Origin of the sequence: Pseudalkalibacillus decolorationis (assembly GCF_024609785.1) — a bacterium.
Lineage (GTDB): Bacteria > Bacillota > Bacilli > Bacillales > Fictibacillaceae > Pseudalkalibacillus > Pseudalkalibacillus decolorationis.
This window is the reverse complement of record NZ_JANHJQ010000032.1, coordinates 23,541-49,969: the sequence shown is the minus strand read 5'-3', so window position 1 is coordinate 49,969 and position 26,429 is coordinate 23,541. Positions and strand designations below refer to the sequence as shown.

Annotated in this window: 24 protein-coding genes and 1 pseudogene; all 25 read left to right on the top strand. The window is 40.0% G+C overall.

Annotated elements, in window-relative coordinates:
* Positions 1–327 precede the first annotated feature (327 nt).
* On the top strand, positions 328–1,305 hold the full coding sequence (locus tag NON16_RS21730) for a polysaccharide deacetylase family protein (RefSeq protein ID WP_257351494.1): 978 nt from the start codon (positions 328–330) through the stop codon (positions 1,303–1,305).
* 111 nt (positions 1,306–1,416) lie between these two features.
* Positions 1,417–2,658, top strand: a complete 1,242-nt coding sequence (locus NON16_RS21725; RefSeq protein ID WP_257351493.1) for a M16 family metallopeptidase — start codon at positions 1,417–1,419, stop codon at positions 2,656–2,658.
* Between the two features lie 270 nt (positions 2,659–2,928).
* Entirely contained in the window at positions 2,929–3,189 is a 261-nt protein-coding gene (locus NON16_RS21720; RefSeq protein WP_257351492.1) for a YlmC/YmxH family sporulation protein, read from the top strand.
* A gap of 98 nt (positions 3,190–3,287) precedes the next feature.
* Positions 3,288–4,187, top strand: a complete 900-nt coding sequence (gene dpaA / locus NON16_RS21715) for a dipicolinic acid synthetase subunit A (protein ID WP_257351491.1) — start codon at positions 3,288–3,290, stop codon at positions 4,185–4,187.
* Entirely contained in the window at positions 4,184–4,768 is a 585-nt protein-coding gene (gene dpaB / locus NON16_RS21710; protein ID WP_257351490.1) for a dipicolinate synthase subunit B, read from the top strand. Before dpaA ends, dpaB begins: the two co-directional genes overlap by 4 nt.
* 220 nt (positions 4,769–4,988) lie before the next feature.
* The gene (gene asd / locus NON16_RS21705; RefSeq protein WP_257351489.1) at positions 4,989–6,038 is read left to right on the top strand and encodes an aspartate-semialdehyde dehydrogenase; all 1,050 of its coding nucleotides are present in this window, start codon (positions 4,989–4,991) and stop codon (positions 6,036–6,038) included.
* A gap of 18 nt (positions 6,039–6,056) precedes the next feature.
* The gene (gene dapG, locus NON16_RS21700) at positions 6,057–7,277 is read left to right on the top strand and encodes an aspartate kinase (RefSeq protein ID WP_257351488.1); all 1,221 of its coding nucleotides are present in this window, start codon (positions 6,057–6,059) and stop codon (positions 7,275–7,277) included.
* A gap of 45 nt (positions 7,278–7,322) precedes the next feature.
* Complete coding sequence (dapA, locus tag NON16_RS21695) at positions 7,323–8,192, top strand: 4-hydroxy-tetrahydrodipicolinate synthase (RefSeq protein WP_257351487.1); 870 nt, start codon at positions 7,323–7,325, stop codon at positions 8,190–8,192.
* Positions 8,193–8,287: 95 nt separating this feature from the next.
* Positions 8,288–9,070, top strand: coding sequence for a ClpP family protease (locus NON16_RS21690; protein WP_257351486.1), 783 nt, complete (start codon positions 8,288–8,290; stop codon positions 9,068–9,070).
* Complete coding sequence (locus tag NON16_RS21685) at positions 9,067–9,291, top strand: YlzJ-like family protein (RefSeq protein WP_257351485.1); 225 nt, start codon at positions 9,067–9,069, stop codon at positions 9,289–9,291. Before NON16_RS21690 ends, NON16_RS21685 begins: the two co-directional genes overlap by 4 nt.
* 271 nt (positions 9,292–9,562) lie before the next feature.
* Positions 9,563–11,917 (top strand): FtsK/SpoIIIE family DNA translocase, encoded by a 2,355-nt coding sequence (locus NON16_RS21680; RefSeq protein WP_257351484.1) that lies wholly within the window; start codon positions 9,563–9,565, stop codon positions 11,915–11,917.
* 167 nt (positions 11,918–12,084) lie between these two features.
* Entirely contained in the window at positions 12,085–12,810 is a 726-nt protein-coding gene (locus NON16_RS21675; protein WP_257351483.1) for a GntR family transcriptional regulator, read from the top strand.
* 115 nt (positions 12,811–12,925) lie between these two features.
* A complete protein-coding gene (locus tag NON16_RS21670) occupies positions 12,926–14,029 on the top strand; it encodes a BMP family lipoprotein (RefSeq protein ID WP_257351482.1) in 1,104 nt (367 codons plus the stop codon).
* Between the two features lie 648 nt (positions 14,030–14,677).
* Complete coding sequence (locus tag NON16_RS21665; protein ID WP_257351481.1) at positions 14,678–16,204, top strand: ABC transporter ATP-binding protein; 1,527 nt, start codon at positions 14,678–14,680, stop codon at positions 16,202–16,204.
* A 51-nt stretch (positions 16,205–16,255) separates the two neighbouring features.
* Positions 16,256–17,260, top strand: coding sequence for an ABC transporter permease (locus tag NON16_RS21660; protein ID WP_257351496.1), 1,005 nt, complete (start codon positions 16,256–16,258; stop codon positions 17,258–17,260).
* Positions 17,261–18,223, top strand: a complete 963-nt coding sequence (locus NON16_RS21655; RefSeq protein ID WP_257351480.1) for an ABC transporter permease — start codon at positions 17,261–17,263, stop codon at positions 18,221–18,223.
* A 139-nt stretch (positions 18,224–18,362) separates the two neighbouring features.
* Positions 18,363–19,652 carry an EF-P 5-aminopentanol modification-associated protein YfmF gene (gene yfmF, locus NON16_RS21650; RefSeq protein ID WP_257351479.1) on the top strand — a complete coding sequence of 430 codons (1,290 nt, stop codon included), beginning with the start codon at positions 18,363–18,365 and terminating at the stop codon, positions 19,650–19,652.
* Complete coding sequence (gene yfmH / locus NON16_RS21645; protein ID WP_257351478.1) at positions 19,645–20,934, top strand: EF-P 5-aminopentanol modification-associated protein YfmH; 1,290 nt, start codon at positions 19,645–19,647, stop codon at positions 20,932–20,934. Before yfmF ends, yfmH begins: the two co-directional genes overlap by 8 nt.
* Before the next feature lie 28 nt (positions 20,935–20,962).
* Positions 20,963–21,685: an elongation factor P 5-aminopentanone reductase gene (gene ymfI, locus NON16_RS21640; RefSeq protein ID WP_257351477.1), complete on the top strand. Its 723-nt coding sequence runs from the start codon at positions 20,963–20,965 to the stop codon at positions 21,683–21,685.
* 78 nt (positions 21,686–21,763) lie between these two features.
* The gene (locus tag NON16_RS21635) at positions 21,764–22,018 is read left to right on the top strand and encodes a DUF3243 domain-containing protein (protein WP_257351476.1); all 255 of its coding nucleotides are present in this window, start codon (positions 21,764–21,766) and stop codon (positions 22,016–22,018) included.
* Between the two features lie 241 nt (positions 22,019–22,259).
* Complete coding sequence (locus NON16_RS21630; RefSeq protein WP_257351475.1) at positions 22,260–23,036, top strand: DUF3388 domain-containing protein; 777 nt, start codon at positions 22,260–22,262, stop codon at positions 23,034–23,036.
* Between the two features lie 14 nt (positions 23,037–23,050).
* Entirely contained in the window at positions 23,051–23,965 is a 915-nt protein-coding gene (locus tag NON16_RS21625; protein ID WP_257351474.1) for a helix-turn-helix domain-containing protein, read from the top strand.
* 184 nt (positions 23,966–24,149) lie between these two features.
* Positions 24,150–24,728 (top strand): CDP-diacylglycerol--glycerol-3-phosphate 3-phosphatidyltransferase, encoded by a 579-nt coding sequence (gene pgsA / locus NON16_RS21620; protein ID WP_257351473.1) that lies wholly within the window; start codon positions 24,150–24,152, stop codon positions 24,726–24,728.
* Between the two features lie 116 nt (positions 24,729–24,844).
* The gene (locus NON16_RS21615) at positions 24,845–26,089 is read left to right on the top strand and encodes a competence/damage-inducible protein A (RefSeq protein WP_257351472.1); all 1,245 of its coding nucleotides are present in this window, start codon (positions 24,845–24,847) and stop codon (positions 26,087–26,089) included.
* A gap of 76 nt (positions 26,090–26,165) precedes the next feature.
* Positions 26,166–26,369 (top strand): annotated as a pseudogene (locus tag NON16_RS21610) (recombinase RecA); the annotation flags it as partial.
* Between the last annotated feature and the right edge of the window lie 60 nt (positions 26,370–26,429).

Genomic DNA, 26,429 nt, shown 5'->3' with positions numbered 1-26,429 from the left:
CAGAACCTCCAGCGCTAGTCACACCTGAACAGGGCGCTTCCGCTTTTCTATAATGTCTAGCTTCAGCGCCCAGGTGCTCGAGGTCGCTTCGATTCTTCCACAAACACAAAAAGCGTGTTATGTTTCAGAACCTCCAGCGCTAGTCACACCTAAACAGGGCGCTTCCGCTTTTCTATAATGTCTAGCTTCAGCGCCCAGGTGTTCGAGGTCGCTTCGATTCTTCCACAAACGCCTTACGCCTTTCCAAAAAAATGTCTAACTTGTCCCTGAGATGAATATGCTTTTAGAAAGCATTATTATCTAGTAAGGTGAAAGGGGCGAGTTGGATTGAGGCGGTATCTACATCCATTTCTTTTTATCATATTACTGTTACTTACATACTCGAGTATACAAAACCCCCTATCTGTTCAGTACATACAATCCTTAAAGGAACACTCCCGGCCGGTTGTTGCTAATACAGACGAATCCAAAACCCTCACGGAAAAAGTAAATGAATATGCTGCCAATCACAACCAAAAGCCGGTTAATGCTCGCATTGATCCAGTTTGGAAAGCGATACCCGGATACAATGGCCTCATAGTAAATAAAGAGGCATCTCTTAAACGTATGAAAAAGGAAGGTAAATTTGACAAGTCGAAAGTGGTTTATAAACAAACATTCCCCGAGGTTTCACTTGAAGAACTTCCGCCAGCTCCGATCTATCGAGGGAACCCTAATAAACCAATGGTGGCTTTTTTGATTAATGTTGCATGGGGAACTGAATTTATACCTGGAATGCTTGAAACGCTCAAAAATGAAAATGTTCATGTGACCTTTTTTCTCGATGGTTCCTGGGTAAAGAAAAACCAAGAGATGGCCACTGTAATAATGGAGGAAGGACATGAAATTGGAAATCATGCCTATACCCATCCAGACATGAAGACGTTAACCAACAATCGTGTTAGGGAAGAATTAAGTAAGACGAACGAAGTTATAAAAAGTACACTTGATGTAACTCCTGACTGGTTTGCTCCTCCAAGTGGAAGCTATCGAAACGATGTGGTCAATATTGCAGCTGCAATGAAGATGAAGACAATCCTCTGGTCTCTTGATACAGTTGATTGGAAAAAACCTGATCCCTCACAAATGGCGAATCGTATTATAAATGATGTACATCCTGGTGCGATGATCCTTATGCACCCAACGTCATCCACCGAGAAAGGACTTGAGCAGATGATCAAAGGCATAAAGGATAAGGGTTACCAAATTGGAACCGTATCTCAATTAATGAGTGAAAAACGAATAATCGATGCGGGCATGAGGTAGATTTCGACAAATAATTGTCGAAATAATGCATAGATGGTATAGTGGTCATAGCGACGAAAGAACCATTATATACATAGCATAAACTTTCCTGGTGAATTAGGAGGAGTAAGATTGATAACTAAACATACTTGCAAAAATGGCGTACGCATTGTAACTGAAAATATTCCGACTGTTCGGTCCGTTGCGATTGGAATATGGATAGGAACAGGTTCTCGATTTGAAGATAGAAATAATAACGGTATTTCACATTTTCTAGAACATATGTTTTTTAAGGGTACGAAGACAAGAAGTGCTAGAGAAATTGCTGAGTCATTTGATAGTATCGGTGGTCAAGTAAACGCATTTACATCAAAAGAATACACATGCTATTATTCAAAAGTGCTGGATAATCATGCAGATTATGCCTTGGAAACGCTTGCAGATATGTTCTTTAATTCAACGTTTGTAGAAGAAGAATTAATGAAGGAAAAGAATGTTGTATTAGAAGAAATTAAGATGTATGAGGATACTCCAGATGATATTGTTCATGATTTGTTAAGTCAAGCAACATATAATGATCATCCACTCGCATATCCCATTCTTGGAACAGAAGATACATTGAACTCATTTACTGGAGATCGCATGCGAGGATATATGGAAGAATATTATACTCCAGATAATATCGTAATCTCCATAGCTGGGAATATTACTGATTCCCTGATCCATAAGGTAGAAGACTTCTTTGGCAATTATACAACAAAATATACGAAACCAGAAATGATCAAACCCCAGTTTTGTACCGAGAAAAAAGCTCGTAAAAAGGAAACAGAACAGGCGCATTTATGTCTTGGTTTTGAAGGATTAGCCGTTGGTGATCGTAGTATTTTTGATCTGATTGTTTTAAATAACATCTTTGGCGGTAGTATGAGTAGCCGATTATTTCAGGAAGTTCGTGAACAGCGTGGACTTGCATATTCTGTGTTTTCTTATCACTCTGCCCATCTTGATACAGGTGTATTTAACATATATGCAGGAACAGCTCCAGGACAAATTGATGAAGTTTATCATACAATTAATACAATTATCGGTTCTCTCAAACATAGTGGAGTAACGGAAAAGGAAGTTTCCAATAGTAAGGAACAGATTAAAGGGAATTTAATGTTAAGTCTTGAGAGTACGAATAGCCGTATGAGTCGGAATGGTAGACATGAATTACTATTGAAGCATCATCGATCCTTAGATGAAATGACAGAACGAATTGATGCTGTATCAAAGGCAAATGTAGACAAATTAGTCCAATCTATTTTTACAGAGAATTTCTCCAGCTCATTAATTAGTCCGACAGGTGAATTCCCAACAAATTTACAACGATAAGAAACCGCATAAAAAGAGTTGGCCATTAATGGTCAACTCTTTTTTTTCGCAGATTTTCAGGTTTTGCACATATACATATATAAAAGTGCGTGTTCAAAGAGGAGGATAAAAAGAGCCGAGAAGTTCGAGGTGCGAAAAGTCTTGAGGACCGGAACGTATGCTACTAATACGTGAGGACCGAAGAGACCGAGGAACGAAGAAATTTGACAGCTATTTTTACCGGACTTTTTGAACAACCCCTAAAAGAAACTAGAGCGGAGGAGTAATAGGATGAGACTTAGCGAGATTTTAGGAAAAGAAATTATTGATTATACGAAAGGTGAAAAGTTAGGAGTCCTTTCACATGCTGAATTTTCGATTGACGAACATTCAGGTTACATACACACACTTGAAATTCCGGTTTCACATTGGCAGGGCTGGAGAAAGCATAAGACAATCATACGGTTTCAATGGAAAAAGATTTATCGGGTCGGAGAGGAAACGATATTAGTAGACCCGACACAGGCAGAAGTTCAATCCGGCTACAAGTAATCACCATGAGGGTGTCTCTTTCATATGATGTTGAAGAATCAGCACTTAAAGAATACTATTCCTCCAATCAAAACCAGGAATGAGGAAGGGGAGGAAGGATGTTAACAGGAATTAAAGCAGCCGTCATTGGTGGAGACGCACGTCAGCTTGAAGTCATTCGAAAATTAACTGAACTGAATGCAACCTTGTTTTTAGTTGGATTTGATCAATTAGACCATGGGTTTACAGGTGCTAAAAAAGTAGATCTTGATGAATTGCCTCTCAGTGAACTACACGCGATCATACTTCCCGTTAGTGGTAGCGGGCCTAACGGTGAAATTGAGACCATCTTTTCAAACAAAAAAATATCCCTCACTGAAGAATTACTTAAACAAACAAATACATCTTGTACCGTTTACTCTGGGATTACAAATGATTATTTGACGAAATGTACGAAAGCCCTAAACCGTTCACATATAAAGTTATTTGAACGGGACGATGTAGCAATATACAATTCAATTCCAACAGTTGAAGGTACGATTATGATGGTCATTCAACACACAGATACAACCATTCATCAATCCAATATTATGGTCCTTGGTTTCGGTAGGGTTGGGATGTCAGTGGCCCGGACTTTCGCTAGTCTAGGAGGTCACGTCTCAGTTGGCGCTCGGAAATCAGAACATCTTGCTCGAATTACAGAAATGGGGTTCCAGCCATTTTACCTAGACGACTTGGAACAACAAGTGGATCAGATCGATGTTTGCATAAATACGATTCCTGCACAAATTGTGACCGCAGAGGTTATTGCTAAAATGCCATCTCATACCTTGATTATCGACCTTGCTTCCAAACCGGGAGGAACGGATTTTCGTTTTGCGGAAAAGAGAGGGATTAAAGCTTTGTTAGCACCAGGTTTGCCTGGAATTGTAGCGCCAAAAACGGCAGGTAAAATCATTGCTAAAGTGTTAACTCAACTCTTAATTGCGGACTATAAAGGGAAGGGGCAGGGAAAATGAATATTAAAGGTAAGCACATTGGTTTTGGGTTGACTGGTTCACATTGTACGTATGATGCAGTTGCCCCGCAGATCCAAAGTCTGATGGACTCAGGAGCAAAGGTGACCCCGTTTGTAACGTTTACTGTAAAAAATACAACAACGAGATTTGGTGCAGGGGAAGACTGGATTAAACGAATTGAAGAACTCACTGGAACTGAAGTAGTCGATTCAATCGTTAAAGCAGAACCATTTGGTCCAAAAACACCATTGGATTGCATGGTAATTGCTCCGCTCACCGGGAATTCGATTAGTAAGTTTGCAAATGCAATGACCGATTCACCGGTCCTAATGGCTGCAAAAGCAACGATGAGAAACTTAAATCCAGTAGTATTAGGTATTTCAACAAATGATGGATTAGGATTAAATGGTGGGAATATTATGCGCCTAATGGGCTCGAAGAACATATACTTCATCCCATATGGGCAAGATGATCCTCACAATAAACCAAATTCGTTAGTTGCACAGATGGATTTATTAAAAGAAACCGTTGAAACAGCATTAGATGGTCGACAAATCCAACCCGTTTTACGAATATATTGATTGTAAACATACCTCTACGCTCAATATTATGGTAAAATAAATGACAATATTACTTTATGATTAAGGGGTTGACTCAAGTTTCAGGAGTCAGACTTCCTCCATATGGAATCTTATAGGAGCATCCTATTTCATCCGGAGATGTCTGATACCTCATGGGTCACCCCGTTTCAAATGGGTAAGAGATTAATTCCGCATATTCTTTGAGGAGGGACATTTTTAAATGAAAACGAAGCAAGGTTATCATATTGCTGTCGTCGGTGCCTCAGGCGCAGTTGGTCAGCAAATCATTCAAACATTAGAAGATAGGAACTTCCCAGTTGCCTCACTAAAATTACTTGCAAGCGCAAGGTCTGCAGGAAATAAAGTGTTGTATAACGGTTCAGAAATTACCATTGAAGAAGCGAAGCCCGAGTCCTTTGAAGGTGTACAACTTGCATTATTCTCAGCAGGCGGTTCGATTTCGAAACAGCTTGCACCTGAAGCTGTAAAGAGAGGAGCCATCGTAGTTGACAATACGAGTGCCTATCGTATGGATCCCAACACGCCACTCGTCGTCCCTGAAGTAAATGAAGAGGACCTTCATCAACATAATGGAATTATTGCTAATCCAAACTGTTCGACGATACAGATGGTCGTTGCGCTAGAGCCCGTCCGGAAAAAATATGGGTTAAATAAAGTTATTGTTTCTACGTACCAAGCAGTTTCTGGAGCAGGAGCAAGTGCAATCAATGAATTGAAAAACCAAACTCGTGCAATTATCGACAACGATGATTTTTCACCTGAGGTATTACCAGTTTCAAGTGAACAGAAGCATTACCAGATCGCTTTCAATGCGATTCCACAAATTGATAAATTTCAAGAAAACGGTTATACCTTTGAAGAAATGAAAATGATTAATGAAACGAAAAAAATCATGCATATGGATACACTTGAGGTTTCCGCAACATGTGTAAGGCTTCCCATAGAAACAGGTCACTCTGAATCCGTATACATTGAGATTGATCAGGACCAAGTGGAAGCGACAGAAATCAAAGAGCTCTTACAAAGTGCACCAGGGATTGTGCTGCAGGATGACCCTACAAATCAAGTATACCCAATGCCAGCAGATTCTGTAGGGAAGCGGGATGTATTCGTCGGTCGTATACGAAAGGACTTAGACCGTTCTCATGGCTTTCACATGTGGGTAGTTTCTGATAACCTGCTTAAAGGGGCCGCATGGAACTCAGTCCAAATTGCTGAAAGTCTAGTGAAGCTAGACTTGTTGAAATAACATTAAGAAGGTGCATCCATGAACATTGTAGTACAGAAATTTGGCGGGACATCTTTAAAAGATGATAGTAGTCGTAGTAGAGCTATACAGCACGTTTCGAATGCTGTAAAAGAAGGCAATAAGGTCGTAGTCGTTGTATCTGCTATGGGCCGGAAAGGCGATCCATATGCGACAGATACATTATTACAATTGATTGGCGGAACTGGTGCAAAGGTTTCCAACCGAGAATTAGATTTATTAATGTCTTGTGGGGAAATCATATCGTCCGTTGTGTTTACAGAACTATTAAACAGTAATGAACTTCAATCTATTTCACTTACTGGTGCTCAAGCAGGATTTCGAACGAATAAAGAGCATAATCATGCTAAGATTATCGATATGAATTGTGACCGGATTTATACGGCATTTGAGCAGGTGGATGTAGTAGTTGTTGCAGGTTTCCAAGGGCAATCGGATTCCGGAGATGTGACAACACTTGGTCGCGGTGGTAGTGACACTTCCGCTGCAGCACTTGGCGCAGCTCTTAATGCGAACATGATTGATATTTTTACAGATGTTGAGGGTGTAATGACTGCTGATCCGAGAATAGTACGTGACGCTCGCCCTTTGAATATTGTGTCTTATAATGAAATTTGTAATATGGCCTACCAAGGTGCAAAGGTCATCCATCCAAGAGCGGTAGAAATCGCTATGCAGGCAAAGGTTCCACTCCGTATTCGATCTACTTATAGTGATGGTGAAGGAACACTCGTTACTTCTTCAATCAGCGAAGAGGCGGGAAGGGACATTGAGGAAAGATTAATAACAGGCATTGCTCATGTTGCAAACATTACCCAGATTAAAGTACATGCAAAAGACGGGGACTATGATTTCCAGAGCAATATTTTTAAGGCAATGGCCGAACAACAAATAAGTGTCGATTTTATCAATATTAGTCCTAAGGGCGTTGTGTATACAATTAAGGCAGAACTTACTGATATCGCGGTATCGATACTTAAAAAGATGGGATATGAGCCTGAACTGCACCGTCACTGCGCTAAAGTGTCGGCTGTTGGAGCGGGAATCGCGGGTACTCCCGGTGTAACTGCTAAAATCGTTGATGCACTAGCAAAGGAAAGCATTAACATCCTTCAATCTGCTGACTCCCACACGACCATCTGGGTCCTTGTACAAGAGGATGATATGGTGAAAGCAGTAAACGCACTTCATACTGTATTTGCTTTAGATCAGGGTGAATAAGAATGAAAAAAACCCGAAAAGTAAAAGGAATGGGAGGAGAGAACCTTGAAATTTGGTAATGTTTTAACCGCAATGGTCACACCATTTGACCACAAAGGTAACATTGATTTTTCAAAGACAACAAAATTGGTTGATTACTTAATTAAGAATGGTTCAGATGCACTTGTAGTTGCCGGTACTACTGGTGAATCTCCTACATTGACAAAAGAAGAAAAGATTGCTCTTTTTCGACATGTAGTGAAAGTTACCAATCAAAGAATTCCGGTTATAGCAGGAACGGGAAGTAACAATACACATGCCTCAATTGAGCTGTCCCAAAAAGCACAAGAGGTTGGAGTAGACGGAATCATGCTCGTTTCACCTTATTATAACAACCCAAATCAAGAAGGGTTATATTTACATTTCAAAACGATTGCAGACTCAATGAAACTCCCTGTAATGCTCTACAATATTCCGGGCCGTTCCGTTGTGAATATATCAGTCGATACAATCGTACGTCTTTCACAGGTTCCGAATATCGTCTGTGTTAAAGAGGCAAGTGGAGACTTGGATCAAATAACAGAAATCATTACAAAGACATCGGATGATTTTCATCTGTATAGTGGAGACGACGGATTAACGCTACCGGTTCTTTCAGTAGGAGGAGATGGTATTGTTTCGGTAGCTTCACATGTAATCGGTAACGAAATGCAGGAAATGGTATCAGACTTTAAGGATGGCCGAACCAAGGATGCTGCGAGGAAGCATGGAAAGCTGTTGCCTGTAATGCGAGAGCTATTCTCAGCGCCAAGTCCCACGCCTGTAAAGACAGCACTCCAGATACGCGGAATCGATGTAGGTGGAGTTCGTTTACCACTTGTTCCCTTAAATGAACAGGAACGTGTTCGGTTATCTAACGTTTTAAAGTTATCCTAATATATAACCAGTATTTAAGCTGAATGATGGATAGAATGATTCGTAATAAGACAATACTAAAGTGAAAGTATAGATTGTTGCGAAAGGAGTCTATCATGTATCAGCAACCGAATCGAAACAATAATCAGGTCACACCATCGGATCCTGAACAACCGAACAAACCGCAAAAGGAGGAACAACCAGATAAAGACAACCCTTCAAGCCTAGTTAACAAAATCCAACAAATGGGACAGACGAATATTCCCCAAATGGAGCAATCCAATATCCATTGCTTAACGATAATTGGTCAAATTGAAGGGCATGTGCAATTACCTCCTAATAATAAAACAACAAAATATGAGCATTTGTTGCCACAGTTAGTAGCAATTGAACAAAACCCTAAGATTGAGGGAGTACTTGTTATTTTAAATACGGTAGGGGGAGATGTGGAAGCAGGGCTTGCTATCTCTGAAATGATCGCATCCCTATCAAAACCCAAAGTCTGCCTCGTTCTAGGCGGTGGCCATTCAATTGGTGTTCCAATTGCTGTTGCCGGTGACTATTCTTATATTGCTGAAACCGCCACGATGACGATTCATCCCGTTCGATTGACAGGGCTAGTCATTGGTGTACCACAAACCTTTGAATATTTGGACAAGATGCAAGAACGAGTGGTTAGTTTTGTATTGAGGCATTCGAACATTGAAGAAGAGAAATTTAAAGAACTTATGTTTTCTCAAGGAAATCTTACACGGGATATCGGTACAAATGTGATTGGTGATGATGCAGTTGCATATGGACTTATTAATGAAGTCGGCGGGCTTGGAATGGCTATGAAAAAATTAAATGAATTAATTGAATCAAATTCAACAGAAAAAGAACAGGATTTTGTTCAATGATTTTATATACGATGATGCCTTCGGAAGCAATCTTTCAGACCAACCCGTCAGAATATGAAAAGCACTCTGTAATTGAAATGAATGGTATTCCAGTAATGGTTGAACGACTTGAGGATCAAAGCTGCAAAGTTGTACGGATGATGAGTACAGATCCAAACCATTACATGCAAACGAATTTACAACCAGGAACAATCTTGAAAATGACATACGATTGGGAGTAAACGATACTAGTTGACTTCATAGTCGTATGATATAATGACACTTAACAGCAGGAGGATGACTCATCAGGGTCACTCTACATGAAGGTTGTTCATGTTTGGAGTGGTCTTACTGACTTGAGTCATCTCTTTTTTCACGTTAAGAAAGTATAAATAATACTTTCTATAGTATAAGTGCAACTAAAGCAATGGCCTGCGCGAATGCTGTGTACTAGCTTTCGCAGGCTCACCGTTACCTAACATCTAGAAACAAAAACCCATGAGAGGTGAAACCATGGCGAAACGAAAAAAAAAGAACAAAAAACAGTCGAGCTGGAAATCTCAACTTTCCTTTGAGATCTTCGGCTTGTTATTGCTTGCTTTAACATTGATTGCTTCAGCCGAATTCGGGAAAGTAGGGGTAGCATTTGCAGACCTATTCCGATTTTTTGGCGGAGAGTGGTATGGGATCTTATTAATAGGTGTTTTCTTTTTATCAATTTATATGATATGGAAACGTCATTGGCCTGTTTTTCTTACACGTCGTCTAACAGGGGCTTACCTGTTCATATTTGGACTTTTAATACAAAGTCATGTTAAGTTGTTTGAACTTTTGTCACGAAATGGAGACTGGGAGAGTCCTTCAGTGATCCAGAATACGTGGGAACTTTTCGTATTGCAGCAAGGGGGGAATGCTGCGTATGATGATCTTGGTGGAGGCATGCTAGGTGCTATCGGATTTGCATTTACCTATTTTCTTTTTGCAGCTCAAGGAACACAAGTCATCATCTTTTTCCTCTGGATTATCGCTGTCCTACTCATAACAGGCTTATCGATGAAAGACATTCTTGGTAAATTTATTTTACCAATAAAATCATTGATTATTAATACATACCAGGATTGGCTGGAACAATTTCAAGGACGAAAAGATAAAAAGCAGGAGGAGAGAAAGAAGGAGCGAAAGTCTAGAGGTAAACGAACTCCAGTTGAGGAATCCAAAGAAGAGCATGATGAAAGTGTTGAATACTCAGAACCGATTATTGAAGATTTTACCGAAAATGCATTTCAAGAGTCCTTTGAGTTTGAAGGAATAACCGATGCAAAACAAGAAAAGAAATCTGTTGCTTCTGTTCAACAAAACACGGCTAAGAAGATGGCTGATTCATCGGATGTAACCACAGCTAAGACACCAGAGTTTTCTGTTGCAGAGGTGGAGAACGAATCGTATGAACTACCTTCTTATGAATTACTAAATCGCCCGGTTAAAACTGGGCAACACCGTGAACGTCAACATGTTTCAGAAAATACAAGGAAGCTTGAACGAACGTTTGAAAGCTTTGGGGTAAAAGCTAAGGTTGTGAAGGTTCACTTGGGACCCGCTGTCACGAAATATGAAGTTCAACCGGCGATTGGTGTGAAAGTAAGTAAAATCGTTAATTTAACGGATGATTTGGCGCTTGCTCTTGCAGCAAAAGAGCTTCGGATTGAGGCGCCGATTCCGGGAAGGTCCGCAATCGGAATCGAAGTTCCAAATCAAGAAGTTGCTATGGTTTCCTTACGTGAAGTAATCGATTCAAAGCGAAACGATTTGGAAGCAAAGCTTAGTATTGGATTGGGCAGAGATATTTCTGGAGAACAAATACTTGCTGATTTAAGTAAAATGCCCCACTTGTTAGTAGCCGGTGCAACAGGCAGCGGGAAAAGTGTATGTATTAATGGGATCATCACCAGCATTCTGATGAAGGCAAAACCACATGAGGTGAAAATGATGATGATTGACCCGAAGATGGTGGAGTTGAACGTGTACAATGGAATTCCCCACTTATTAGCACCCGTTGTGACCGAACCAAAGAAGGCAGCACAAGCATTAAAGCGCGTTGTAAGTGAAATGGAACGAAGATATGAACTTTTCTCTCATAGTGGAACAAGAAATGTAGAAGGCTATAACAATATGATTAAACGTCAGAATGAAGAATCGGAAGCCAAGCAACCGCTACTCCCTTATATTGTTGTTATCGTCGATGAACTAGCCGACTTAATGATGGTGGCATCAGGAGATGTGGAAGATGCGATCACAAGGCTTGCCCAAATGGCTCGTGCTGCGGGGATCCATCTTATTATTGCTACACAACGGCCTTCTGTAGATGTTATAACGGGTGTCATTAAAGCAAACATTCCGTCAAGAATAGCATTTAGTGTTTCGTCATCGACTGATTCACGAACGATTCTTGATATGGGTGGGGCGGAGAAGCTTTTAGGGAAGGGTGACATGCTTTTCTTCCCGATCGGTGCTAACAAACCGACACGTGTCCAGGGCGCGTTTTTATCAGATGAAGAAGTCCAAAAGATTGTGGATTTTGTCATTTCCCAGCAGAAAGCTAAGTATCAAGAAGAAATGATTCCAACTGATGAACCTGTACAAGCAGTCGAAAAAGTAGAAGATGATTTATTTGATGATGCAGTTAACCTAATCGTAGAAATGCAAACCGCTTCTGTTTCCATGCTGCAGCGTCGTTTCCGAATTGGTTATACTCGTGCTGCACGGTTGATTGATGCGATGGAAGCAAGAGGCATTGTAGGTCCGTATGAAGGTAGTAAACCACGCGAGGTTCTTATTACGGCACAGGAGAATGATGCATCTTCAAGCTGACAAACTTTAACCTAATATGAAATAAAAACGTAATGTTTCGTAATATTTTTATTTTTTCTGTAAAAATAGTGTTTATTTATTGATGTAAAAATGATATAGTATTGTCGAATATTGTTATATTTACAAGATCATCAGTGATAATTCGCTTACTAGAGGTGGAGGTATGGGTGTCTATAAAAACAGATCATCGACTATTGTATTTACAGGTTATTGAGCACATTAAGCGCGATATTGAAAATGGAGTTTATCAGGAAGGTGAAAGGCTACCGAGTGAGTTCGAGCTTTCCAAACAACTAGGGATAAGCCGAGCAACCTTAAGGGAAGCGTTACGGATACTTGAGGATGAAAACATCGTGGTTCGACGACATGGTGTTGGAACATTTGTCCGTGCTCGTGCGTTATTCTCATCTGGTATCGAGGAGTTATTTAGTGTTACAGACATGATCGAGCGCGCAGGTAAAACACCCGGAACTGTCTTTTTATCATCTGATACAAGACAAGCTACGGAAGAGGAATCAAAACGGTTAAAATTAATGGAGAATGAATCATTGTTAGTGGTTGAACGTGTCCGGACAGCTGCAGGTGTCCCTGTTGTCTACTGTCTGGACCAAATCCCATCGAATCTTCTCCCGGAAAAGCAACCCCAAGAAGAAGAATCATTGTTTAATTTGTTAGAACGAGAATCAAATCGAAGTGTTTTGTATGCGGTTACACACATCGAACCACTTGGTTACCATGACAGAATATCGGAAATACTGGAATGTCCTCCAGAGTCATCATTACTAGTCCTTAAACAAATGCACTATGACCAAAATGATAGACCAGTACTTTACTCGGTCAATTACTTTCGATCTGATAAATTTGACTTTCATGTTGTCAGACGTCGGGTGTGATCATTTACCTGGGTTTTAACTTATTTTAAAGGGGGTGTGGGCCTTAAAGGGAGTCGGAGTTGTAGGGAAAGGGATTCTTTAAACGTTTCAAATACACTAAGGGGGTTTTACAAATATGAAAAAGCGTTATGGCTTATTAATGTCCATGGTTTTAGCAGCGGGTACATTGCTTTCTGCTTGCGGTGGTGGTGAAGAAGAAGGATCTGGAGATGCAGGAGAAAAGAAAGACGATTCATTTAAAGTAGCAATGGTAACCGATACAGGTGGAGTTGACGATAAATCGTTTAACCAATCTGCATGGGAAGGTCTTACAAAGTTTGGTAAAGATCATGACTTGAAAGAAAAAGAAGGCTACACATACCTCCAATCCAATGCACAAAGTGATTACCGTCCTAACTTAAATAATTTAATTCGTCAAGGCTATGATCTTGTTTTTGGAATCGGCTTCCTTATGCAACAGGATATCCAAGAGGTTGCTAATCAACAGAAGGATGCTCAATTAGCATTAGTTGATAGTGTTGCAGTAGGAGAAGATGGAAAACCACTTGAGAACGTAGCAAGCATCACTTTTAAAGAACACCAAGGGTCATTCCTTGTAGGACTTGTAGCAGGATTACAATCAAAGACAAATAAAGTTGGCTTCATCGGTGGCGTGGAAAGTGAGTTAATTAAAAAGTTCGAAAGCGGATTTAAAGCCGGCGTTCTTACAGCGAATCCCGATGCGGAAATTATGGTACAGTATGCGGGAGACTTTAACGATGCCGCTAAAGGAGCAACAATTGCTTCAACATTTTACGGTAAAGGCGCAGACATCATCTATCATGCTGCGGGCGGAACAGGTACAGGAGTATTTACCGAAGCAATCAACCAAAAGAAAAACGGTAAGGATGTTTGGGTAATTGGTGTTGACCGAGACCAATTTGCTGAAGGAATTTATGATAAAGCAAATAACAAAAGTGTAACCCTAACATCAATGGTTAAGCGTGTAGATACCGCTGTATATGAAGTTTCAAAGCAAACAATGGAAGGAAACTTCCCTGGTGGAGAAGTTGTAGAATTTGGACTTGATGAAGACGGTGTCGGAATCGCTCCAACCAAGGATAACGTTTCTGAAGAAGCTCTTAAGATGGTGGAAGAGTACAAAGAAAAGATTGTAAATGGCGATGTTAAAGTACCAAAGACAGATAAAGAGTTTGAAACATTCAAAAGCGAAATGTAATTTTTATAACGACAATACAGAGGCTGGTATAGACTACTAGCCTTTGTTCGTTTAAAGAGGTTGTTCAAAAAGTATCCAAGAGCCCCTGCACCTGCGTCTACCAGATTAGACTAACGAAGAAAGCTTCCTCGGTGCAACTCGCAGTCTTCGTGCAAGTACCGCTCGTTGATAAACGGCGAATTTCTACGTTACTCGGTTTTTCCGGACTTGCACAGGGACGTCAACACAAAAATAGAATTATTTTCGTGTCTGCGATGATTATTCAGCGTAGCTATCCTTATGCTGACTTCGACGTTTTCACAGGACGTGAAGTACTTAGTCGAAGTTCTATATTTACCTGCGTCTACTAGTTCACCTTTGGAGTAAGCTTCCTCGGTACAACTCGTAGCCTTTTATGCAGGTACTGCTCGTCGTTCCGGTCCTCAAAACTGTCGTGCCTTGGGCTCACACGATGTGAGTCAGTTCGACGTTGTTACAGGACGTAACGTATTTAGTCGAACTTCCTATAAGAAATCTGATTCGTCTACTTTTTGAACACGCACTTAAAGATGTAGTTTAATAGTTTAGCCGCGATAGAAGATGATGGAAAGTATTTTTATACTTTCCTAACGTGTAAATAATAGCAACCACGTATGGGAGGGTTGATCATTGGATTACGTCATAGAAATGCGGAACATTCGTAAAGAGTTTCCAGGGATTGTTGCGAATGATAACGTAACACTTCAAGTTGAAAAAGGAGAAATCCATGCATTGCTTGGGGAAAACGGTGCAGGGAAATCTACTTTAATGAATGTATTGTTCGGTTTATATCAGCCTGAAAAAGGGGAGATTTACGTCCGTGGTGAAAAGGCAGAGATTACGGACCCAAATATTGCAAATAAGCTTGGGATCGGGATGGTCCATCAACATTTTATGCTTGTTGAAAATTTTACAGTTACTGAAAACATCATTCTGGGACAAGAACCGATTCGTAAGGGACAGGTTGATATTAAGAAAGCAGCAAAAAGGGTCGAAGAAATATCCTCTCAATATGGATTGCGTGTGGATCCGTATGCCAAAATTCAAGATATTACAGTGGGTATGCAGCAACGTGTGGAAATTCTAAAAACCCTTTATCGTGGTGCGGACATATTAATTTTTGATGAACCTACTGCTGTTCTGACTCCACAAGAAATTAAAGAACTTATTCAAATACTAAATCGATTGATTGCCGAGGGTAAGTCGATTATTTTGATTACCCATAAGCTAAAGGAAATTATGGAAGTATGCCATCGTTGTACGGTGATACGTCGTGGGGAAGGTATTGGTACCGTGAAAGTTGCGGATACGAACCGTGATGAGTTGGCTTCAATGATGGTTGGTCGAGAAGTGTCCTTTACAACTGAGAAAGGGTTAGCACAACCACAACAATCCGTATTGGAAATTGATAATCTTACGGTTAAGGACTCCAGGGGTATCTCCGCTGTAAATGAATTAAATTTAACGGTTCGCGCAGGTGAGATTATTGGAATCGCAGGTGTCGATGGAAACGGACAAACGGAATTAATTGAAGCGATTACAGGTTTACGTAAAGTGTCAGACGGAACGATTCAATTGAATGGAAAAAACATTACAAACCATAAACCAAGGAAAGTGACCGAGTCAGGTGTTGGGCATATCCCTCAAGATCGACACAAACATGGGCTTGTTCTTGATTTCTCAATCGGTGAAAATATGGTCTTACAAACCTACTACCAACAGCCGTTTTCAAAGTTTAAACAATTAAAGTCGAACAAAATTTTCAATAAAGCAAAGGAACTAATCGATCAATTTGATGTTCGTACACCTAGTGTCCATACAGAAGCTAGAGCACTATCTGGAGGGAATCAACAAAAAGCGATAATCGCCCGTGAAGTTGACCGAAGCCCGGACTTGTTGATAGCTGCCCAACCGACACGAGGACTTGATGTTGGAGCGATTGAATTTATTCATACAAAATTAATCGAAGAGCGGGATGCGAATAAGGCTGTCTTACTCGTTTCTTTTGAACTTGAAGAAGTAATGAACGTAAGTGATCGAATTGCGGTTATATACGAAGGGAAAATTGTCGATATTGTCGATCCGAAGGAAATTTCTGAACAAGAATTAGGGTTATTGATGGCTGGTTCCAAGCAACAAAGAACGGGGGAGATGTAAGTGAAACTGCAAAAAGTATTATTCAAGCTTATTGTACCTATTATTGCAGTTATGCTAGGTCTCCTCATAGGTGGAATCATCATGCTGTCAAGTGGTTATGACCCTGTTCTTGCCTATACAGCACTATTCAATGGTATTTTTAGTGACTCTTACTTCATAGGGGAAACAGTCCGTCAAATGACACCATTAATCCTTTCTGGGATCGCAGTTGCCTTTGCTTTTCGTACTGGGCTGTTTAACATTGGTGTCGAGGGTCAGCTTCTCGTTGGTTGGCTCGCATCTGTATATGTTGGAATTGCGGTAGAAGGTTTGCCTGCTTTTATTCATGTACCACTCGCAATCCTAGCAGGAGCTGTTGCTGGAGCGATATGGGGTTTCGTTCCTGGATTGCTAAAAGCAAGGTTCAGGGTACACGAAGTAATTACGACAATTATGTTGAACTATGTTGCACTACATGTTACCAACTCAATCATTCGTGCTTATCTTCTTGCACCAGGTGAGCGCACAGAAAGTATTCAACCAAGTGCCTCACTAGCTTCACCCTTTTTACAAGAAATAACCAACTTTTCAAGAATGCACTATGGCTTTATTGTTGCGCTCTTAGCCGCGGCACTAATGTGGTATATCTTATGGAAAACAACGGCTGGTTATGAATTGAGAGCAGTTGGATTTAATGAACATGCTTCCAATTACGCGGGGATCAATGTATCGAAAAACATCATTTTATCCATGTGTATTTCGGGTGGATTTGCAGGAGTTGCAGGTGCAATGCAAGGGCTTGGAACCTACCAATACATGACTATTAATGCGGCTTTTACGGGCGTTGGGTTTGATGGCATCGCTGTTGCTCTTTTAGGTGGAAATGGTGCGATAGGTATTGTCCTTGCAGCACTCCTATTCGGTGGACTTAAAATTGGTGCACTAAATATGCAAGCCGTTGCGAAAGTACCACCTGAACTTATAACGATTGTCATTGCATTAATTATATTCTTTGTTGCGTCCAGTTATCTCGTACACTGGTTGCGTAATCGGATTAACAAAAGGGGGAAAATCTAGATGGATCTCATGCAAATCTTATCAATCATCATACCAACTGCCATCTTTGCTGCCGCCCCGTTAATCTTAACCGCACTCGGTGGTGTTTTCAGTGAACGATCAGGTGTTGTCAACATTGGGTTAGAAGGTCTTATGATGATGGGCGCCTTTGTTGGTGCCGTATTTACGTACTTTGGAGAAACGTGGGGATTTGGAGCTGCTTCACCATGGTTTTCCTTCGTCATTGCGATTATTCTCGGTGCGTTATTTTCTTTGCTGCATGCAGTTGCGAGTATCACATTTAGAGCCGATCAAGTAGTAAGTGGGGTTGCCTTAAACTTTCTAGCAGCAGGTCTTACGATTTTCCTTGTCAAAAAGATCTTTGAAGCAGGACAAACACCATATATTACTCACAGGATCTTTAGAGGAGATGTTCCTTTTCTCAGTGAAATCCCGATTATTGGTCCCCTCCTATTCACAAAAGCTTACATTACCTCTTATCTTGCTATTGCACTTGCTTTTGTTGTCTGGTTCGTCATTTATAAAACATCGTTTGGACTTCGTCTACGGTCAGTAGGGGAACACCCAATGGCAGCAGATACGATGGGGATCAGCGTTACAAAAATGAGATATGTGGCTGTAATGCTGAGTGGAGCTTTCGCTGGTCTTGGAGGGGCAGTATATGCAACTTCAATTAGCGGAAACTTTACACATGCAACGATTGCAGGCCAGGGGTTCATGGCTTTAGCGGCAATGATCTTCGGTAAATGGCATCCAATCGGTGCTCTTGGTGCTGCCTTGTTCTTCGGGTTAGCACAATCTTTGAGCATAACAGGACAACAGATTCCGCTTTTAAAAGAAATTCCGGATGTATTCTTGTTAATTTCACCATACGTATTAACAATCCTAGCACTAGCAGGTTTTGTAGGACGTGCGGATGCACCAAAAGCGATTGGAAAACCATACGAAAAAGGAAAACGGTAATGGTTAGAGAACTTCTCTTAATAGGGAAGTTCTTTTTTATTCGTAATTACCCAAGTTCTTTTATCGTATACTATATTGGTTTATGTTTCCGCATTAGTTTGGGTACACTAATTAAAAAAATGAAGGAGAGGTTTATTTTATGACAATGACAACAACACCTCGCACAACCAAATGCGAAGGGTTTAATTTACATTTAGTCGAAACAGAAAAGTATAAGACAACAACAATTGCTATAAATATTAAACGTAAAATTGAACCCGAAAATGTAACAAAACGTGCACTGTTGGCACAAGTTTTGAAAAGCGGCACGAAATCATACCCTTCCTCATTACATATTCATCGTTTTTTAGAAGATATGTATGGAGCTGGTTTTTCATCCTCTGTTGCCAAAAAAGGTAACTATCAGATTATTTCAATACGAATGGACGTTTCAAATGAAAAATTTTTATTAGAGCAAGAGCCTCTGTTAAAACAAGCACTTTCATTTCTTTCTGAAGTTGTTCAGCATCCGTTCGTAAAAGACGAAAAATTTGATGAGAAAATTGTTCAAAAGGAAAAAAGAGTTCTTAAGCAAAGAATTCAATCGATATACGATGATAAAATGCGCTATGCAAATAAGCGTTTAATCGAGGAAATGTTTGAAAATGATGTGTATGCACACCATGCTTATGGTAAAGAGGATGAAGTCGATTCAATTACCTCTGAAGCATTGTTTACCTATTATAAAGATGTGCTCGCAAATGATGAAATTGATATATATGTTGTAGGTGATGTCAATGGTGATGAGGTGCAAAACACGGTTAAGTCCAATTTTCAGTTGTCTGAAAGAGTTAGTGGACAAGAATCTGACTCTATTCGTTATGATGTAAAGGATAAAGAAAACGTCATATTTGAGGAACAAGATGTTAAACAAGGTAAACTTCATATCGGGTACCGTACTTCAATTACATTTGAGGATGAGAACTATTACGCGATCCAAGTGTTTAATGGTATTTTTGGCGGTTTCTCACATTCTAAACTGTTTATTAATGTCCGGGAAAAAGAAAGCCTCGCATATTATGCGGTTTCTAGAATGGAGAGCCATATTGGTGCGATTTTCGTCATGTCAGGTATTGAATTTAAAAATTACGATAAAGCCGTGTCGATCATCCGTGAGCAAATGGAGAATATGAAAAACGGTTCGATAACAAATGATGAACTAACGCAAACAAAAGAAATGCTTCGGAATCAAATTCTTGAATCTGTTGACAATCCGAACAGTTGGATTGAATTGTTATATCACTCCAAAGTTTCTGGAGTTGAACGATCTATTGATGAATGGCTAGAGGGAATTAGCAATGTTTCTTTACAAGATGTCATTGAGGCTGCTTCTACTGTTACCCTCGATACAGTTTACTTCTTAAAGGGGGAGGGTCAAAACGATGAATGAAATTCAATATGACCAGTTGAAAGAAACACTTTACTCTGAAGAGTTTGAAAACGGCTTGAAGGTTTATGTTTTACCAAAAAAGGGGTTTAACAAAACATATGCAACGTTTACAACGAAATATGGCTCTATCGACAATCATTTTGTTCCTCTAGGTGAAAATGATCAGCTCCAAGTACCAGACGGGATCGCTCACTTTCTTGAACATAAGCTTTTTGAAAAGGAAGATGGGGATGTCTTTCAGGACTTCAGTAAACAAGGAGCTTCTGCAAATGCGTTTACTTCATTTACCCGGACAGCCTACTTGTTTTCAAGTACATCCAATGTGAAGAAAAATCTTCGTACGCTTATTGATTTCGTGCAAGAGCCTTACTTTACGGAAACAACTGTGGAAAAGGAAAAGGGTATTATTGGTCAGGAAATCGAGATGTATGATGACAATCCGGACTGGCGGGTTTATTTTGGAGTCATCCAAAATATGTTCCATCACAATCCAGTGAAAATTGACATCGCAGGCACCGTGCCGTCAATTGCAAAGATCACAAAAGACTTACTGTATACGTGCTATGAGACGTTCTACCATCCGAGTAATATGCTGTTGTTCATTGTTGGAAATGTCGGCCCTCATGAAATAATTAAGCTTGTTAAAGAAAATCAAGCTCAAAAAGAGTTTGCCCCTCCTGAGGAAATAAAGCGTTTCTTTGAAAACGAACCTGTAGAAGTCGCTAAAAAGAAATCAGTCATTAAGATGACTGTGCAGACACCAAAGTGTATGGTAGGTTTCAAGGAGGCGAAGCCTGATCGTTATGGGGAAGAACGTCTAATCCAAGAACTTTCAATCAACCTCCTTCTCGATTATATGTTCGGACAAAGTTCAAACTACTATGAAGAGTTATATAGTGAAGGGTTAATCGACCAAACCTTTTCTTTTGACTACACAGAAGAGGGTGAATTCGGCTTTTCGTTAATTGGAGGAGATACAAGTGACCCTGATCTTCTAACGGAAAGGCTTGTTAATATTATCGAGACTGTAAAATCAAAAGGGATAGATAATGATTCAATTGATCGATTAAAGAAGAAAAAGATGGGTGGTTTTTTACGCTCAATGAATTCACCGGAATTTATCGCAAATCAGTTTACACGTTATGAGTTTGGAGAAATGAATCTCTTTAAAGTAGTCGAAGCTTATGAGAAGGTTACTAAAGATGTATTGGAACGTACACTAAACGAACACTTTGACCAAAAGGCTTTCACAAGTTGTCAATTACGACCGAAAAAAGGATAATAAAATTCAATGCTTTTCGGAGGAAATAATGAGGGGATATGCATTAATAACCGGTGCGAGTGGAGATATAGGGAAAGCAATCGCAAGAAAACTTGCTTTAGAAGGATACGGGCTCTATTTGCACTATTTTCAAAATAAAGAAAGCTGTGAACGGCTGAAATTCGAACTAGAAAAGATGACGGATTGTCACCTTATATATGGAGACCTTGCATTACCTGATGGAGTGCAACAACTCGTAAATAAGCTTTCAAACTCGATTGATGTACTGGTATATAACTGCGGAAGTTCTTTAACAGGCTTGATCACTGATGTTTCGCCGAGTGAACTCGATGCCATGACACAGTTACACATGAAAAGTCCGTTTCAGCTTATTCAAAATATACTGCCACAGATGGTCTCGAGGAAGGCTGGCTCGATCGTTATGATTTCGTCAATTTGGGGCGAAACCGGAGCATCATGTGAGGTGCTTTACTCGATGGTGAAAGGTGGAGTCAACACAATGGTAAAGGCTTTATCGAAAGAACTTGCACCGAGCGGGATTCGAGTAAATGCAGTGGCTCCAGGAATCATTGATACGAAGATGAACCACCATCTGTCACAGCAGGAACTAGAAACACTTCAGGAAGATATACCTCTTGGGCGATTTGGTCAACCAGATGAAGTTGCAGATGCTGTATGCTTTTTAATTTCAAATAGGTCAACTTATATAACAGGTCAAATTCTCTCAGTAAATGGGGCATGGCATTGTTAAAAGTTCGATGAATAAAATTTCCTTCTTATAGACATATTAAAGTTTGAACGATTTTATATTTCTAGGAGGGACAAAACGATGTCTGTTCTTGACAACTGGGATCAATGGAAAGGATTTCTTGGCGGGCGTTTACGTCAGGCACAAGAAAAAGGAATGAATGAAAATGCTGTAACGGAAATTGCAACCGAAATTGGCGGATACCTTTCTGAACAGGTTGAACCGAAAAATGCTGAAGAAAGAGTTCTTGCCGATCTTTGGAGTGTCGCTTCTGAAGAGGAGCGCCATACAATCGCAAGCATGATGGTGAAGCTCGTTAAGAATAATAAGGAGTAACAACTAAACCGTTATAAGTAGGGAAAGGGCTGGCTCATCAAGGGCTGGCCCCTTTTTCTTTGTTCCACGTTTACCAGTCTTCTTTATCACACCTCAACAGGGCACTTCCGCTTTTCTTTATAGCTATCATGGCCTTTTTTGGATATACAGTGTATTTAATCCTTTTCTTAACCTATAAAATCATTTATTATTAGAGAAAAGGGTACGGAATTTAGGGATAAGGAACAAGAAGGAGATGAGTATGGATAAACAGGAATGGTACTTAGAATATGAAATTCATAAAAACCGTCCGGGGTTATTAGGAGATATATCATCCTTACTTGGTATGCTTGGAATTAATATAATAACCATTAACGGTGTCGATAACGAACGCAGAGGTATGCTTTTACTTGTCCATAATCCCGAACAGGTCGAACGTTTAAAAACCATTCTTGAAACGATGGATAATATTACGATAACGAAGATGAGAAAACCAAAGCTTCGAGATCGTCTTGCAGTTCGTCATGGTCGTTATATCCAAAGGGATGCTGATGATAAGAAAACATTTCGTTTTGTAAGGGATGAACTTGGCCTTCTTGTTGATTTTATGGCTGAATTGCTTAAGGTAGAAGGCCATAAGTTGATTGGGATCCGTGGTATGCCGCGGGTTGGCAAGACAGAATCCATAGTTGCTGCAAGTGTATGTGCTAATAAACGGTGGGTTTTCGTTTCATCTACCCTTCTACGCCAAACAATTCGGAGTCAACTGGCTGATGATGAATATAGCAAAGATCATGTGTTTTTGATCGATGGGATTGTTTCCATGAAACGTTCATCTGAAAGACATTGGCAACTGATACGTGAGATTGTAAGACTTCCTGCAACAAAAATTGTAGAACATCCAGATATTTTTGTAAGAGAGTCTGAGTATGAATTAGACGATTTTGATTATATTATCGAACTTCGAAGTGATTCGAATGAAGAAATTACATATGATCTAATTGATAATACGAACCCAACAACATTTGATTTTGAATAGTGGCAGGTGGTAGTGTGACAGAACTAGGACAGCGTTTAAAGGAAGCACGTTTAGAGAACAATTATACAATGGAAGAACTACAAGAGATCACTAAGATTCAGAAACGGTACCTGCAAGCACTTGAGGAAGGGGATTATTCTGTTCTTCCCGGGGCTTTTTATGCGAGAGCGTTTACCAAGAATTATGCAGAAGCAGTAGGGCTTGACCCTGAAGAGTTATTTGAACAATACTCGCAAGATCTACCTGCATCAAATGAACAACAAACTGACTTTGTTCCGCGAGCATCAAGGACAAACTCAAATGTTCCTAAGGAAAACAAGTTATTAAAGGTCTTTCCTTTTGTTCTTACGATTCTTCTCCTTGGTGCTGTACTAGTAGGGTTATACTGGCTTATTACAAATAATTCAGATGACACAGCCCAAGAACCGAATAAGGATGTGGTTGAAAACTTTGAAAGTACGGCTGGTGAAGAACAGCCTGAAGATCAAGCCAATTCTGACAAAGTAGCAGACGGAGAGAAGAAAGAAAGCCCTGATAAAGAAACGGAGTCAGAACCAGAGGTAAAAGAAAAGAAGCCAGAGCAAAAGCTTGAACAAATTTCCTTAGAAGGTAAAGTGGCGACATACAAACTTTCAAATACTGAGGAATTTAAGGTTGAGATTCAAACAAAAGGAAATGTCTATATTGATGTCAAAAATAATAATGGTGAATATGTAGCACCTGGTCCAAAAACCTTTCAAAAAGGGGAAACATTAACTTACACCCTAACGGACCAACCAAAAGCAACATTTAATATTGGTGCCTCACAAAATGTTCATATGACAATCAATGGCAAACCATTCAAATTCCCAGTTGAACCTTCTGAACGGCCACATCAAATCATTGTTATTGAGAATGACAAGAGTGCTAAAGAATCAACACAATCGTAAAGTATTCCATATACAGGGCGTGGCCTTATCATCATAAGCCACCCCTTTTCTATTGGATTTAAAGAGAAGATTCCTACTTATTCATTACTTCTAGTGAAATTACAGTATCACTAAAAATACGTTTTCTTTTCAAGAGATTGTGGTAAAATATACATGCTTGAGCTGATCAATACAGGAGGCTTTTATGAACTTACCAAATAAAATTACACTATCTCGAGTACTCTTAATTCCCATTTTTATGATTATTTTGTTGGTTCCTTTTGAGTGGGGCATCATTGAAGTCCTTTCCGGTGAAATTCCAGTTCATCATTTTGTAGCTGCAATCATCTTTATCGTGGCATCTTGCACAGACTGGATTGATGGATATTACGCCAGAAAGCTAAACATGGTAACCAACCTGGGGAAGTTTCTTGATCCGCTAGCTGATAAACTTCTTGTTACGGCAGCCTTTGTCGGTTTAGTAGAATTGGACCTTGCTCCAGCGTGGATGATTATTCTTATCCTTAGTAGGGAATTTGCAGTTACAGGACTCAGATTGATAGCAGCAGGTGACGGGGATGTTATAGCTGCGAGTAACCTAGGAAAATTAAAGACATGGATTCAGATCATTGCGATTGCAGCCCTTCTTTTGCACAATGTTCCTTTTACAGGGCTTTCTTTACCGTTTGCTACGATTGCATTATGGGCAGCGGTTATCATCACCGTCTTTTCAGGATGGGATTATTTTATGAAAAACAAACATATTATGCTGAAGTCAAAATAAGAACAAGCTCAAATATAGACTGACTCAATCAGGTTTAGTATCCTTTTAACACGAGGTGCATATTACCTTAACACGAGTCAGTCTATTATAATTCCACAATAAAAGAGGTGCTTTAGTTGAATGCAGAAATCATTGCAATAGGATCAGAACTATTATTAGGACAAATCGCAAACACAAATGCACAATTTATTTCGAAGGGACTTGCCGAGCAAGGTATAAATGTGTTTTATCATTCTGTAGTTGGAGATAACAAGGAACGGTTATTATCGGTAATTGAAACAGCTGAACAGAGATCAGATCTTTTGATTTTTACTGGCGGGCTAGGCCCGACGAAAGATGATCTTACGAAAGAAACAATTGCGCAACATCTTGGAACTACGCTTGTAGAAAATAAGGATGCGATGCAACAAATCGAGGCTTATTACCAAAAAACAGGGCAGGTGATGTCAGAGAACAACCGTCGGCAAGCACTAGTGTTTGATGGAGCAGAAGTTTTACCGAATAAAAATGGTATGGCTCCTGGGATTGGACTAGAGCTTGAAAACAAGTTATACATGCTGTTTCCTGGACCACCAAAGGAACTTCAGCCTATGTTTATGAACTATGGGCTGCCTTTTTTACAGGGCTTTCGAGAGGATAATTCATTAATTTACTCCCGTGTTCTCAGGTTTTATGGAATTGGTGAGTCTGCACTTGAAACAAAATTGATGGATCTGATTGATGAACAAACGAACCCGACGATCGCTCCTTTAGCCGGTAATTTTGAAGTAACTTTAAGGTTAACTGCGAAATGTGAATCGACCGCAAAAGGAATTGAAATGATTGAAAAGGTTGAACAGGAGATTTTCGATAGAGTAGGTGACTATTTCTATGGATACGATGAAACGACCCTCGTAGATGAGGTCCTGAAAACATTAAAAGTGAGAAATGAAACCATTTCATGTGCAGAAAGTTTAACAGGAGGTTTTTTCGGTCATGAAATAACGAAGATCTCCGGGGCAGGACAAGTCTTGCAGGGGGGGATCATTTGTTACCAAAACGAAATTAAAGAACAGCAATTGAAAATACCAAAGCAAGTCCTCGACCAAGACGGTGCTGTTAGTGAGGCTTGTGCGAAGTTGATGGCCGAGAACGTCCGTGAATTATTCAATAGTGATTATGGGATCGGATTTACAGGAGTTGCAGGACCAAATGAAATGGAAGGCAAACCATCTGGAACTGTATTTATAGGAATTGCAACGCCAAAAGGGACGTTCGTTTATCCACTTCGTTTAGCCGGAGACCGTAATGCAGTACGGACAAGAACGATTAATTATGGTTTGTTTTACCTGAAAAAGTTGCTAGAATCCACAGGCGAATGAATGTTCGTAAAAAGTATTGGCAAATAGGATGAAAAAAGGTATGATGGGATTAGGTTAAAAATAAAGGAGTGATTAAATGAGTGATCGTAAGGCAGCACTAGATATGGCATTACGACAGATCGAAAAGCAATTCGGTAAAGGATCTGTGATGAAATTAGGAGAGCAAACGGAAAGCCGTGTCTCCACTTCATCCAGCGGATCTCTTGCACTCGATATTGCGCTAGGTGTAGGCGGTTATCCGAGAGGAAGAGTAATTGAGGTATATGGTGAACTATCAGCTTAATAAAATAAAGTAAGGCAATGATAACTTTATAAGATTAAGCGAATCGCCCGCTTATTG